At 42.4% G+C, this 13,177-nt stretch carries 12 protein-coding genes and 5 tRNA genes; 1 reads left to right on the forward strand and 16 read right to left on the reverse strand.

Features of this window, described 5'->3' with window-relative positions; genetic code table 11:
- Positions 1-79: 79 nt before the first annotated feature.
- Positions 80-1,138 (reverse strand): anti-sigma-I factor RsgI family protein, encoded by a 1,059-nt coding sequence (locus AC4PHB_RS07925; RefSeq protein ID WP_492135913.1) that lies wholly within the window; start codon positions 1,136-1,138, stop codon positions 80-82.
- Positions 1,135-1,728: an RNA polymerase sigma factor gene (locus AC4PHB_RS07930; protein ID WP_492135914.1), complete on the reverse strand. Its 594-nt coding sequence runs from the start codon at positions 1,726-1,728 to the stop codon at positions 1,135-1,137. Before AC4PHB_RS07930 ends, AC4PHB_RS07925 begins: the two co-directional genes overlap by 4 nt.
- 200 nt (positions 1,729-1,928) lie before the next feature.
- Between AC4PHB_RS07930 and AC4PHB_RS07935 the strand changes: the two genes are divergently transcribed.
- A complete protein-coding gene (locus AC4PHB_RS07935) occupies positions 1,929-3,311 on the forward strand; it encodes a hypothetical protein (RefSeq protein WP_492135915.1) in 1,383 nt (460 codons plus the stop codon).
- A gap of 29 nt (positions 3,312-3,340) precedes the next feature.
- Here AC4PHB_RS07935 and AC4PHB_RS07940 read toward each other — a convergent pair whose 3' ends face one another.
- The 14 genes from AC4PHB_RS07940 to AC4PHB_RS08005 all read right to left on the reverse strand — a co-directional run bounded on the left by AC4PHB_RS07940 (position 3,341) and on the right by AC4PHB_RS08005 (position 13,080).
- Entirely contained in the window at positions 3,341-4,138 is a 798-nt protein-coding gene (locus AC4PHB_RS07940) for a metallophosphoesterase (RefSeq protein WP_492135916.1), read from the reverse strand.
- Positions 4,139-4,403: 265 nt separating this feature from the next.
- Positions 4,404-4,487 (reverse strand) — tRNA-Leu (locus AC4PHB_RS07945).
- Positions 4,488-4,490: 3 nt separating this feature from the next.
- Positions 4,491-4,566 (reverse strand) — tRNA-Lys (locus tag AC4PHB_RS07950).
- A gap of 9 nt (positions 4,567-4,575) precedes the next feature.
- Positions 4,576-4,651: transfer RNA gene (locus AC4PHB_RS07955), tRNA-Lys, on the reverse strand.
- A 7-nt stretch (positions 4,652-4,658) separates the two neighbouring features.
- Positions 4,659-4,735: transfer RNA gene (locus AC4PHB_RS07960), tRNA-His, on the reverse strand.
- 10 nt (positions 4,736-4,745) lie between these two features.
- Positions 4,746-4,819, reverse strand: a tRNA-Gly gene (locus AC4PHB_RS07965).
- 118 nt (positions 4,820-4,937) lie between these two features.
- A complete protein-coding gene (locus AC4PHB_RS07970) occupies positions 4,938-5,969 on the reverse strand; it encodes a DNA polymerase IV (protein ID WP_492135917.1) in 1,032 nt (343 codons plus the stop codon).
- Positions 5,970-6,011: 42 nt separating this feature from the next.
- Positions 6,012-6,494 (reverse strand): metallophosphoesterase family protein, encoded by a 483-nt coding sequence (locus AC4PHB_RS07975; protein ID WP_492135918.1) that lies wholly within the window; start codon positions 6,492-6,494, stop codon positions 6,012-6,014.
- Positions 6,469-7,083: an RdgB/HAM1 family non-canonical purine NTP pyrophosphatase gene (rdgB, locus tag AC4PHB_RS07980; RefSeq protein ID WP_492135919.1), complete on the reverse strand. Its 615-nt coding sequence runs from the start codon at positions 7,081-7,083 to the stop codon at positions 6,469-6,471. Before rdgB ends, AC4PHB_RS07975 begins: the two co-directional genes overlap by 26 nt.
- 1 nt (position 7,084) lies before the next feature.
- Entirely contained in the window at positions 7,085-7,828 is a 744-nt protein-coding gene (gene rph / locus AC4PHB_RS07985; protein WP_492135920.1) for a ribonuclease PH, read from the reverse strand.
- 95 nt (positions 7,829-7,923) lie between these two features.
- On the reverse strand, positions 7,924-8,445 hold the full coding sequence (locus AC4PHB_RS07990) for a DUF2179 domain-containing protein (RefSeq protein WP_492135921.1): 522 nt from the start codon (positions 8,443-8,445) through the stop codon (positions 7,924-7,926).
- Positions 8,446-8,546: 101 nt separating this feature from the next.
- Positions 8,547-10,637 carry an N-acetylmuramoyl-L-alanine amidase gene (locus tag AC4PHB_RS07995; protein WP_492135922.1) on the reverse strand — a complete coding sequence of 697 codons (2,091 nt, stop codon included), beginning with the start codon at positions 10,635-10,637 and terminating at the stop codon, positions 8,547-8,549.
- 109 nt (positions 10,638-10,746) lie between these two features.
- Positions 10,747-11,742: an AIR synthase family protein gene (locus tag AC4PHB_RS08000; RefSeq protein WP_492135923.1), complete on the reverse strand. Its 996-nt coding sequence runs from the start codon at positions 11,740-11,742 to the stop codon at positions 10,747-10,749.
- A gap of 84 nt (positions 11,743-11,826) precedes the next feature.
- Complete coding sequence (locus tag AC4PHB_RS08005) at positions 11,827-13,080, reverse strand: dicarboxylate/amino acid:cation symporter (protein WP_492135924.1); 1,254 nt, start codon at positions 13,078-13,080, stop codon at positions 11,827-11,829.
- Between the last annotated feature and the right edge of the window lie 97 nt (positions 13,081-13,177).

Here is a 13,177-nt window from a genome sequence, read left to right on the forward strand (position 1 = left end):
TCCTAGTCTTGTTTGATACTATAACTCTCCAGAGGTCGAAATTATTGCATTGATCAATTAAATTCTTTCAGCCCACATACTAGTCCTCGTCAGTTTCTTCATCTTCTGATTCTTCATCTTCTGATTCTTCATTGCCATCGTCATAGTCTGAGTCGTCATCAGGTTCATTGTCATCTTCGGATTTTTCGTCGATACCGTCTATATCATCATACTCCTCGACTTCAGATTTATCGTCATACTCTAAGTCATTATCATCATAGTCGTCGTCATCATAATAATCATCGTAGTCATCATCATAATCATCATCGTCATCATCATCATAGTCATCGTCTTCATCGATCATTGGCTGAGTCAAAGGTATTTCCTTCTTAATTTTATCCATATCTTTTGTCTCTATTATTTTTTCGAGGTCAAGTCCAATACCCTGGCTTAATCTAACGAGTTCTTCAATCGTAAGAGCCGTCAAATCCTCTATCTTCAGTTTGGGATCAAGGACCATTAAATTCCGGATAAAGGTCATCCTGCTAACAGAAACTCCATACTCCGTTGCATACTCCATCAATGTGGAGGTTTTCTCCAGGCTTTGGGTCAAAACGATTGGCTCGACTGCATTTTTATTAAGGAACTCACGTATCGATTGGTCCAACATTTTTTTCTTTTCTTCAGCCTTTATCTTGTCCTTGTTATAAACTGAAAGTAGAAGGAACTCTTTATCTTTGCCTATATAGCCTTCATCAAGAAGTCGTTCCAGTATCTCTTCTGAAACAGCGAGAATCGATCCATCCTTAAAATCGATACCTTCGATTATCCTTTCTCCGTCTTCGTTCCCTGCTGACAAAGAGATAACATTGTCTCTGCTGTTGGTTTCAATAGCAATGCTTGGATTTACATCAAAGTATATCTGACTGTCGACCCTTATATTTGCTAATTGCCAGTTGATGAATACTGCAAAGAATACCGCTGCGATCGAAGCATAAGGAACAAGACTTTTGATTCTTCCCAAAGTGCTGCTCTGCGCCGTTATATCATCGTGCTTTGACATCTTTGACCTTGGATTGGCTTTGATATCCTCGAGAAGATCGATAGGTGCTTTCTCTATTGAATTTTTTATACTTTGGAGTATATCATTATCCTTCATGTCCTTACCTCCTTCTCCTCAAGATATCCCCTAAGCTTCTTAAGGGCTCTGTGATACTTGGATAGCGTCGTTGATAGGGTTAATCCAATGGAATCAGCTATCTCCTTATGCTTTAGACCTGTCACTGCATATAGCAGCACTATTTCTCTCTCCTCTTCAGTGAGTTTGTCCAACACCGCCTGAAGCACGACTCTGTCATCCATATCCGTGACGTACGAGAATCTGCTGTCATCCTGGATCTTCTCGGGTTCAAGATGGGTTGTTTTGGATTCTCTTCTAACTGATGTATAGTATAGATTCTTGGCTATGGTGAACATCCAGGCAAGGGGCTTGCCCATAGGCTTATAAAGATGTGCAGCGGACAATACCTTGACATAGGTTTCCTGCATAAGGTCAAGGCCAACCTGATGGTCTCTGGTCAATGACAGGCAAAACGCGTACATTGATCTTTCGGTCAACCTATATAGCTTGTCGAAGGCATCCATGTCGTCCTGCCCGATTCTATTGAGCAATGTTTCATCTATATCTATATAATTGTTTTTTTCAGGCGCAGGAACCTGTTCATCGTACACGAATGTAAACATCAGCATATTTCTTTCCCCTTTGATAAGATAATGATTAATGCATTATTTTTATTGCATTCCACTGCATATTTTTTTGTATTTACCCTGACTAAACGTTTTAAGACAAATTTCTTTAGGTTACAATAAGATTACATTCAGTAATAAGCAGTGTCAAAGTTAAAACATGGGGTATCAACTCATTTGAGGTCAGTACTAAAGGAGGCAATATGAAATTTTTCAGACTGATATTTTTAACACTTATGCTTTTTATCATACTACCTTTATCTCCTGCTAATGCTTCATCAGGAATGACCGAACGCAAAGTGCGGGTGAATGATAGTTTTTCATATTCTCAGAAGGAATTCAGGCTGGATGACAAAGGCTGGTTTTTTATAAGAAAAATAGATAGTTCTGCTGATGGTATCTATTTTACAAGCTTTGAAATCCCTGGGGACAATGGGATTCTTAGATATTTCGATTCAAGCAAGAACTTGATAGAAAGCGACCTTACGGATGGAGTGTTACCAGGCGGGAGCTTGCTTTTTATATCCACAGAAAGGTACAATTATATCCTTGGTCAGCCCTACTCGTACAAAGACCTAGGATCTGGTACTGTTCAAAGCCTCGGTGCTAATACGATCTCTGTATCAAAGAGAGATGGGAAATGGCTCGTAACGCAGAGATTTAATCTTCTTCCTGGTGGCTTTGGGATAATGTGGGGAGTTGGTTCAACTAGTACTTTGGTTGATTTTGATAAAAATGGACATCATAACACCTGGTCAAATTACGACCTGGACGAGGCTGCCAGACTTCTTTACGATGGCTATCATTATGAGAGCCCCCCTTCATATTTCCCCTACTCTCCAGGATCTTTTTGGAGGATCCCAAGCGATTATTTAACTAATTCATTGATTAAAACTGGAGGCAGCTTAGCATCTGATATCCTTGGTAATGCTTTGTTAAGATCAGCACATTCTAATATCAACGATGATGGCTACCTTCCAACCCTTCCTAGAAGTCTTTGGCTGTATAATGACTATGGTATCGATAGTGGATTTTTCGACACAAGGTTCAATGCGGACACACTTGAGACGAATATAGTTGCCCATAGGAAGTTTGGTGACCCAGTATTTAGAGATTCAAGCCTTAAGCTCGCTGAGTACTATTTAATGCATGGGACGACAAGAAAGCTTGTTAACTATGACGAATTTGAAAATGAGGGCTGGTTGGTCGAGGATTACTATGGTTTAGATGGAGAGCCTACGCATATATCCTTAAACCATCAACTTCAAGCCATACATGCCTTTTATATGCTATATGAGGATGAAAAGGATGAAAGATTCCTCGAATTTGCGGATAAGATGCTTCAAGGTATAAAAAATACCACCTCAATGTGGGTAAAACAGGATGGTAATCTTGAGTATGCATATTTACAAAATGGTGAAATGGGTTTTAAGGACTACGATTACTTGACATACAATGATCTATTAAACGTCCAGGATGATCTGCTCAGGTTAAAAGGTCAAAGAGATCCAGACCTGGATCTTTTGATACAAAGTAAAAAGCTTTGGATGGATAATAATGGTATAACCGGATACAGGAAAAAATAAAGGAAAGGTCTGATTTGTAGACCTTCCCTTTATTTTATTGTTATCTCTGAAATTTGCACTGGATTGAAAATCCTGATCGGCAATACGCTGTTTCCAAGACCGCTGTCAATATATAGTATTGTATCCCCAACATTCATCAAACCTTTATCATAATCTGGGAAGAATCCCTCTCCTGGCGAAATTACCCCGCCAACAATAGGTAGTCTTACCTGCCCGCCATGGGTATGGCCTGATAGCTGTAGATCGATGTCTTCATGCAGGTATGGTATTGGTCTGTTAGGTGAATGAGCAAGAAGAATATTATAATATTTGGCATCAACACCAGAAAATAGCTTTGCATAATCATCACTTGTCGTATAGAAGTCTGAGCCGTAGATCATTATACTGTTGTTCCCCAGTGGAAGCTCAGCTGACATTTCATCCAGTAACTCTACTCCCCTATCTTCAACTCCATGAATGAATTCTCTGAAGTTTTGATTGCCATGCTCGTGGTTTCCATAGACAAAATAAACAGGCTTCCCAATTTCTACAAGTCTTTCAACAAGCTCAAAGGAAAGCGAAAAATCAACCGTCTTAAAATCTATGATATCTCCTGTCAGTACAATGAAATTAGGGTCAAAGAGTTTTACGCTTTCTACTATTTCACTCAAGTCTACTTTACTATTTGAGTGAAAGTCAGTTATCTGGGTTATTCTTATCTCATCTTCCAGCTTTTCAGTCTGGAGCTCTACTTTGTTTATCTTAAAATTAGAAATCTGATCATCTATATATAAAAATGACAATAAAATCATTGCCAAGAGCAATATCAATACCTTTAACCTTTTCATCTTATCACCTGCTATCGCAATTCTTGATCTACTGTGTGATTATATCACAAAAAACTAAGATAATTAAGCTAGACAAATCAATTAGGGGATATTTTGTAATTCGAACTTATTGAACATTGTGACCGTCTCGTAATTATTTGATGTCAGTTTTGTACTGTCCAATCTAGCGAAATCTCCACAATAAAAAATCTTTCCTTACTCTTTTTAATATAAGCAAAAAAATGCTCCGATGGCCTTCTTTGAAGCCTTCGGAGCATCTTGATTTTGGTGCGGGAAAGAGGACTTGAACCCCCACGTCGTTGACACTAGATCCTAAGTCTAGCGCGTCTGCCAATTCCGCCATTCCCGCAGGTGGTGGTTCATCAGGGACTCGAACCCTGGACACCCTGATTAAGAGTCAGGTGCTCTACCAACTGAGCTAATGAACCGTAAAAAAATGGTGATCCATCCGCGACTCGAACGCGGGACACCCTGATTAAAAGTCAGGTGCTCTACCGACTGAGCTAATGGATCTGGTAAATGGGGTGGATAATGGGACTCGAACCCACGACCTCCAGAGCCACAATCTGGCGCCCTAACCAGCTAGGCCATATCCACCATATAATTATGGAGCGGGTGAAGGGAATCGAACCCTCGCACTTGGCTTGGGAAGCCAGTGCTCTACCACTGAGCTACACCCGCAACAATGAAAAAATCTTTGCTGCCGATCCCAATTTACTGCCGCACTCCCAGCACTTTTTGTGCTGACTTATATGATTATAGCAGGGTTGATTTGTGATGTCAATATAACCTTTATGGTTCATTGGAAATTTTCATCCTCAAGAAATGACAGCTGATGGAGGTTTTTATCCATCAGATTGCTGAGAGATATCCCCAAAAGTCTCAGGCTCTTGTCCCATTCCATTTCATCGAAGAGTGACTTGGAAAGCTTGTAAAGCTCATCCTTTTCGCTGATGTATCTATGGTAGGTCCTGGATTTTGTATGGCTTTCGAAGTCTTCGTCCTTTATCTTTACTGTAAGCGTGCGTCCATGGAGATTTCTCTTCATAAGATCACCCTCGAGCTCCTCTGCATAATCCATCAGAAACTTATCGAGAAGCTTTTTATCCCTTGTTGGCCTGAAGGTCCTCTCAACGCCTATGGACTTACGCTCTCTTGTTGTCTCGATATCTCTTGGATCTATCCCTCTTATCCTGTCATAGATCTCCTTGCCCCATTTGCCAAAGAAGTCGATCAGGAACTCCTCGCTGAGCCCGTATAGATCCTCTATTGTATAGATCCCTATATCTTCAAGCTTCTTTCTTGATTTTGCACCTATACCATAGACCTTGCCCACAGACAGTGGAAATAGTATCTGAGGCATCATGTCCTGGGTTATCTTCATAAAGCCATTGGGCTTGTTCCAGTCCGAGGCTAGCTTAGCAAGGAACTTATTATAGGATACCCCTACTGATAAGGTCAGTCCGGTTTCCTCCAGTACCCTCTCCTTTATCATAGCTGCCAGCTCTTCCGGCTTCATGTCGATGTCGGAGATATCCATATATGCTTCATCGATGGATAAGGGCTCTATCCGCAGTGTAATCTCTCTAAGTATCGAGAATACCTTCCTGGAGACCTCCTGATATCTACTCATCCTTCCAGGTAGGTAAATCCCATGGGGGCATCTTTCTCTGGCCATAAAAATCGGCATTGCTGAGTGGATGCCATATTTCCTCGCCTCGTAATTACAGGTGGTCACGATCCCCCTCTGGCTTCTGCCTCCAACGATAACAGGCTTGCCTCCTAGCGAAGGGTCGTCTGCCTCCTCGACAGAAGCAAAAAAAGCATCCATATCAAGGTGTAGAAAATTAAGTGGTGCTTCCATTTATTATCCCTACCTCATGTAGCAAATCTTTGCGTCGATCTTCGTCCCGATCTCCAGAATCCCATAGCTGCCTGTGGTAAGTCCTCCTCTGGGGAGTGAAGGGCTTCCTGGATTCATCATTATTAGATTCTCGTCGATCCTTCTCATAGGAATATGAGTGTGTCCAAAAAGAACGACGTTTGCTCCTGATTCAAGAGCGTGATAATAGAGTCTGTTTAGGTCATTTTTCACATTATACTTATGTCCGTGGGTAAGGAGGATTTTCTTTCCCTCCACAGTTATATGCTGCTCTCTGGGGTAGTTGGTCTGCCAGTCTCCGTTTCCGGCTATAATGTGCGAAGGTATCTTAAGAGCCTCCTTGATCCTCTCACCATCAGATGCAAAGTCTCCAAGGAATACCAACATGTCGAACTCTTTTTCCTCTTTAATTTTTTTAAGTATCCCCTGAATATGGCTGTGTGTATCGCTAACGACCAGTATTCTCATTCTCATCACCCAATAACCTTGTCAATACTTCTCGTAGACCGTCTATTGCTCTTCTTCTATGACTGATGGAATTCTTGACTTCGTAAGGCATTTCTGCAAAGCTTTTATCGTAGCCTTCAGGAACAAAGAGAGGATCATATCCAAAACCGTTTGAGCCCTTTTCTTCCTCAAGGAGTCTGCCTCTGCAAACACCTTCCATAACGTATTCGTTACCATTTTCATCTATTAGAGCGATCACAGAACGAAATGCTGCGGCCCTATCTTTGCTTTTTAGATTCCTCAACAGGGTCTCGTTGTTAAGCTTATCATTGCCGTCTTCGCCCCCATATCTGGATGAATAAACCCCCGGTTCACCATCCAGAGCATCTACGAAAAGGCCAGAATCGTCAGCCATGACCATGTAAGGGGTCAATTCCTTAAGAGCTCTGGCCTTCTTTAGGCTGTTAAGCTCAAGTGTATCTCCGTCTTCTACTACCTCCAGATGACCTAGCCCGGCTTCCTCCTTAGATAGTATTACTACCGGAAGTTCCTTGAGGATCTCTCTTATCTCGTTTACCTTGTTCATATTGCTGGTTGAAATTACAAGCTTTCTCATACTAAGCCTCCTGGATAAGCACAGTGATCTCAGTTCCAAGCATTTCCTTTTGAAGGGCGATAAGCTCTTTGTTTCCTTTTTCAGCAAGGTCCAGAAGTTGGTCAAGCTGTGTTCTTGTATAAACAGCTCCCTCTGCAGTTCCCTGTACCTCGACGAAGTTTCCTCCATCTCCCATTACTATATTCATGTCGACCAAAGCAACATGATCTTCCTCGTAGCATAGGTCGAGTATCGGTCCCTCTTCAGATATCCCTACGCTTATTGCTGAAAGAAATCCTGTTATTGGAAACTTATGGAGAAGTTTTTCATCTCTCAGCTTGCATACGGCATCTACAAGGGCTATATATGCTCCTGTGATAGATGCTGTCCTGGTTCCCCCATCGGCCTGGATGACGTCACAGTCTATCCAGATCGTCCTCTCACCCAGCTTTGACATATCTACTACTGATCTTAATGACCTTCCGATCAGCCTCTGGATCTCCTGATTTCTTCCATCTATCCTGCCTTTTGTTGAATCCCTTATCTTTCTTTGCATAGTACTTCCCGGCAGCATAGAGTATTCAGAGGTTACCCATCCCTGTCCTGTTCCCTTAAGAAATGGAGGTACCTTTTCCTCGACCATAGCTGTACAGATCACCTTGGTATTCCCCATTTCTATCAATACAGAGCCATATGGATGCAAAAGGTAATTTCTGGTGATTTTTATCGGTCTGAGCTGATCATTGCTTCTGTTGTCTATTCTCATTTGTTTTCTCTCCTTAGATAGATTGATATCTACATTCTATCAAAAATTTGTCCTCTTATGTTAAAAGACAGCAAAAAACCCCTTACGGGGATTTGTTATTTCTTCATAGGCGCAAAATAGCCGCCTCTGACAGGAGTGATATTGTTTATGGTTATAAAAGCATTAGTGTCTATTGAGTCAACGACTGATTTCAACTTCTGCATATCCTTCCTGTTCAGGACAACGTTTAGTATCTCTCTTGGCCCCTCGATACCCTGGGCTTCAAGGATCGTTACACCAAAACCGTTACATCTAAGCGCATCCACAAGATCGCTTTCATTGGAGCTTTTCAATATGATCTGAGCAGACAGGTTTCCCATTGCTATCTTGTTTTCTATTGTTATACCTACAAAATTTCCTGCTGCAAAGCCCGCGCAGTAAGCCAATAGGTTAAGCGGGTTATCCAAAGAGCTTACGACCTTCCCAAGTGCCGTGACATATATACCTACTTCGAAAAAACCTATGGCAGCAGCCTGCAGCCTTCTGCCCTGGACCACCATGAGTGTCCGTGTAGTTGCCATAGATACGTCAACAACCCTTGCCATAAATATCAGCGCGTAGCCTATAAGTGCCTCCATATACTATCTCCTTTCAATATATACAAGGGAAGGCTAGCCTTCCCCCGATAAATACTCTTATTTTAATATACTCTATCAATAAAATTTAGTCCATACCAGCATTAATACATTTGAAAATACTGTGCTATCCCCTCTGAAATACCCTGCACTACTCTCATTTGATATACAGGATCTCTTACCAGAGCTTCATCCTGTGGATTTGACAAGTAACCTATTTCTATCAGGATCGCCGGCATAATAGTCTCTCTTAGAACCACAAGCTCCGGTCTCTTGATCACGCCTCTTCCTGTAATTCCAGTATTTCTGATAATGCTTGAATATACGTTGTCTGCAAATGGATACTGATCTTCAAGCTTGAACTCACTGGATGTGGCAGGGCAGTACAGGACCTCAAGACCCGTTATGCTGCTCTTTATGTTTGAGTTCGCATGCATGCTTATGAAGAGGTCTGCATTAAGACTATTCGCTATCCTGGCTCTATCATACAGATCAACGAAGGAATCCTGATTTCTAGTGAGGATGACATTGTAGCCTTGTGCCTTAAGTACCTCCTCTAGCTGAAGAGCCATTGTAAGGTTTATTGCTTTCTCATGAAGGCCGGTGATTGAAATCGCCCCGGGATCCTTGCCACCATGGCCTGCATCGATTACGATGGTTCTAGCATTTGGATCGATATTCTCATTTCTGGCAGCAAGAAGCTCAAGGGTATAATCTCTTTCTCTGGATATAAGCTCTATGTTTACACTTCTCCTAAAGCCCACGGTAATTTCAGTCGTGGATCTTCCTCTTGAGACCACGACCTGGTTAACCAGGTTGTCCTTTATGACGAAGCTACCTTCCGGTAGATTGGTCGAATCGGAAGGGATCTCTATAAGAAGCTCCTTAGTTACTTCATCGTATTCGAAGTCTGCCTCAACCCTTTCAAGATGCCTGAACAGAAGTTTTGCTTCTCTACCCAGGTTCTCATAGGCGAAATCCTCCCATATGTTTTCCTCAGGGTATATCCTCAATCCCTCCTCAGTTGGGACTATAAGGACCTTTGGGTTGTCTACCCCATCCTTAATATCCAGAACTACCCTTACTATTCTGTCATTGGAGCTGTAGTTTTTGTCAGCTACAAATTGTGAGGCTCTAACTTGCTTTATTATTCCCAGACTGTAATCAAAGGTCTGGTATTGCTCGCCAAGAAGCGTTGCGTCCATGATATCTATAACTACTCTGGTTGGATTTGCTAATTCAATTACATTGTACTCAGGTATCGTTACTCCCTCAACAAGTATAAAATCTCTGTTGTCTTCCTCATCTTCGTAGATCCCCATGATTTGATTGTCGTCAAAGGCTATGACAGAGGATGTACCATCCTCTGACGTTACAAAACTGAACTCGGCTTTTTCTCCTAAGGTCAGCACAAGTCTCGTAGTGTAAGGATTCGGTGGAATAGTAAACTGTGAGTACTGTACCCTTTTTATAAGGTCGTCCTCCAGAGTAAAGTCTCCGGGGGCATCGACTCTTCCTGGGATATTAAGCTTGGCATCCTTGAAATCCAGTACCAGCTTGCCAGATTCTTCAAGATACATAGAATCGTACTGCAGCGGCTTATCGCTGGTTATTTTTATCCTATGCTTTCCAGTACTTCCTTTTACCGAGGATATCGCAGTGATTGTTGCAGTGCCTGCTGTTTGAGGTGCCTCAGACTTTGGTGAATCAATAATAGCTGTATAGCTGTTAGGATCCCAGTTCACATTATATCCAAGCACCTGGGATACGAATCTTACAGGAACCATCGTCCTGGAGTCGTTGTTCATGGTTGTAAAGGTCACAAGTTTTGGAATTGAACCCTGATCAAGTTGCATTGGTTGACCATTCACCAGTACCTTATCGCTATTTATGCTCATGCTGACTACTGCCGAGTTATGTACAACTGTGGCAGTTTGGGTCGCATTATCCCACCCGATCTTAGCTCCCAGACTCTCCATGAACCTTATGGGCACAAGAGTCCTGTCGCCCATTATAACCGGCGGGACAACAGTGGATAAACTGCTGCCATCAAGCAATAGAGAAACCTTCGGAACCTTCATCGTCTTTCCGTCGACCTTAACGTCCACCTGAGGTATATTCGAACTTCCAAAGGATATATTAAAGGATGCAATAACAATCATGAATAGCGTCAGTAAAATCAAGCTTCGCTTCATAGGGCCCTCCTTTCAAAACACATCGTGTCCTATTAGCATATTTATATCAAAATATCACCGCCCTTTCAACGAAAGGGCGGATAATGTAACCATAATGTAATATGTGAAATTATTGTTGAAGAGCTCTGTAAAGCTCGTCGCTTCCGGGTGGTGGAATCAGTGTAATCCTATCTCTAATTATCGATTCGACCCCCCTGTGGGTGATTTCTCCCACTATAGTCGCCTTTATACCATTACTCTCAAGGTCACTAAGAAGAGCATCTGCATTTCTCTCCGGAACGACCATTATCATGCTGCCGCTTGATATCAGCTTCCTTGGATCTATTTTAAGTACATCGCATAGCTTTTTTGTTACGTCTTTTATTGGCAGTATATCCTCATAAAGAGTAACTCCCTTCCCCGTCGCTTCTCCTGTCTCCCAGATAGCTCCGTATATGCCGCCCTCTGTCACATCATGCATATACAGTACTCCATGATTTCTTCCTAATAATCCCTCTCTGACCACACTTAGATGCTGGGATAGCCCTCTAGCTTCCTCTAGTTCCTCTTCAGTCATGTGCTCTTTTAACTTAACTCCCAGTTCTGATGCCAGGATGTGGGTTCCTTCCAGACCGATCCATTTAGTTAGTACGACCTTGTCTCCTGAGCTTATACCCTTATAACCCTTAAAATGCTCCCTTTTCATTCTAGCGATTACGGTTGAGTTTATCACTATCCTTGTGACTGCGTCGGTTACTTCTGTGTGTCCTCCGATTATTTCGACTCTTGCTCCTCCTGCTGCTCTTCCAGCATCTTTCATTATCAGCTCAAGTTCCTCCTCTGTTGTCCCAGGAGGGCATAATATGGTTAGGAGTATCCCAATCGGCTCTGCTCCCCTTGTCGCTGCGTCATTGCAGGATACGTGTATAGCCAGGGCACCAAGTCCTTTTGTAGCTCCCGTGATAGGATCTGTGCTTACCACACAAAGCTCTCCCCCTAGGTCCATAACTCCCGTGTCTTCACCTATTCCCGGCCGTGCAAGCACCTCATCTCTTTTATATGTAATATTGCTGAAAACAAGCTTTTCCAGAAGCTCATTAGGTACCTTTCCAATTTCCAATTCCATCAACCTCCCAAGATATATCCTACCAGATTGAAGGACATAAGAAAACCCCCTGACCAATTGGAAAGGGGGTAGATAGAGATAACTTTATTTATTGAATAAATCCAGATCCATTGCATTCTCCATTTTTGCAATGATCGATGTACATACAGCATCACCTGTAACGTTGATTGAGGTCCTTCCCATATCAACAAGTCTGTCGATACCCATGATAAGCCCAAGACCCTCAAGTGGAAGACCAACAGATTGAAGTACCATCGAAAGCATTATTGCACCTGCTCCAGGGACTCCTGCCGTACCTATTGATGCCAATGTCGCTGTAAGAATAATTGTGAGCATCATCGGCAGAGTCATTTCTATCCCGTATGCCTGAGCTATGAATAACGATGCAACTCCCTGCATTATTGCTGTACCGTCCATGTTGATCGTAGCTCCCAAAGGAATTGTAAAGGAAGATATTTCCTTTGATATCCCAAGCTCCTTCTCACATATGTCAAGGGAGAAGGGAATTGTTGCGTTGCTGCTGGCTGTTGAGAACGCAACGAACATTGCCGGGGAGAATTTCTTGTAGAATTTTCTAAGACTCAGACCGGCGAATACCTTAAATAGTGATCCGTATACCACCGTTGCATGGATCAGCAGACCGAGATAGACTATACCAACATACTTCATCAGTGGAATGAGTGCGGAATAACCCACAGTGGCGAAGGTCTTTGCTATAAGACCAAATACTCCTATCGGAGCGAAAAGCATTACGATCTCGACCAGCTTCATGATAAGGTCATTCAGCTTTTGGAAAAGATTAGTAAGATACTCGCCCTTCTCTCCTAACAGAGAGAGCCCGACGCCAGTTAGCAGTGCAAAAACAATGATCTGAAGCATACTTCCATTTGCCATTGCGCTTATTATGTTGTTTGGAACCATTTCGTACAATATCTGCACAAGAGGTGCCTTTTGGTTGATAGTAGTCTCAACGGTTTGTATGGCTCCCATGTCGAGACCTACCCCAGGCTTAAGAACTACACCAAGAATTAAAGAAATAATAACTGCCACCGCGGTTGTAGACATGTAGAAGATTATTGTCTTTGAGCCGACCCTGCTTAATTTTTTTACATCGCCCATATTTGCTGCACCATTTACCAGTGAAATAAAAACCAATGGAACTACCAGCATCATGATACCTCTGAGGAAGACCTGGCCGAGGAATTGGAATATCCCGTTTATCAGGATGGTATCCTTCAAGGTTCCTGCAGGCAGGTTATGCACCAGGATCCCTACTACAAGACCTACTCCCAGCGCTAAAAGTACTTTTGTTGTGAGACTCATTTTACCCTGCTTCATTTATTCGCCTCCTTTGTTTGGTTTAAGAGCCTGTGAAAACGCTCTTTACTAGATTATAACTATACCGATAGACAACTGTCAATTAAATAGAAAAAGA

This window comes from Gudongella sp. QWL-04, from assembly GCF_058683975.1.

Excerpts from the sequence above, each read along its gene's own strand:
- AC4PHB_RS07925 (WP_492135913.1), bottom strand. The coding sequence starts at position 1,138 with ATGAAGGATAATGATATACTCCAAAGTATAAAAAATTCAATAGAGAAA.
- AC4PHB_RS07930 (WP_492135914.1), bottom strand. The coding sequence starts at position 1,728 with ATGCTGATGTTTACATTCGTGTACGATGAACAGGTTCCTGCGCCTGAA.
- AC4PHB_RS07935 (WP_492135915.1), top strand. The coding sequence starts at position 1,929 with ATGAAATTTTTCAGACTGATATTTTTAACACTTATGCTTTTTATCATA.
- AC4PHB_RS07940 (WP_492135916.1), bottom strand. The coding sequence starts at position 4,138 with ATGAAAAGGTTAAAGGTATTGATATTGCTCTTGGCAATGATTTTATTG.
- AC4PHB_RS07970 (WP_492135917.1), bottom strand. The coding sequence starts at position 5,969 with ATGGATGCTTTTTTTGCTTCTGTCGAGGAGGCAGACGACCCTTCGCTA.
- AC4PHB_RS07975 (WP_492135918.1), bottom strand. The coding sequence starts at position 6,494 with ATGAGAATGAGAATACTGGTCGTTAGCGATACACACAGCCATATTCAG.
- rdgB (WP_492135919.1), bottom strand. The coding sequence starts at position 7,083 with ATGAGAAAGCTTGTAATTTCAACCAGCAATATGAACAAGGTAAACGAG.
- rph (WP_492135920.1), bottom strand. The coding sequence starts at position 7,828 with ATGAGAATAGACAACAGAAGCAATGATCAGCTCAGACCGATAAAAATC.
- AC4PHB_RS07990 (WP_492135921.1), bottom strand. The coding sequence starts at position 8,445 with ATGGAGGCACTTATAGGCTACGCGCTGATATTTATGGCAAGGGTTGTT.
- AC4PHB_RS07995 (WP_492135922.1), bottom strand. The coding sequence starts at position 10,637 with ATGAAGCGAAGCTTGATTTTACTGACGCTATTCATGATTGTTATTGCA.
- AC4PHB_RS08000 (WP_492135923.1), bottom strand. The coding sequence starts at position 11,742 with ATGGAATTGGAAATTGGAAAGGTACCTAATGAGCTTCTGGAAAAGCTT.
- AC4PHB_RS08005 (WP_492135924.1), bottom strand. The coding sequence starts at position 13,080 with ATGAAGCAGGGTAAAATGAGTCTCACAACAAAAGTACTTTTAGCGCTG.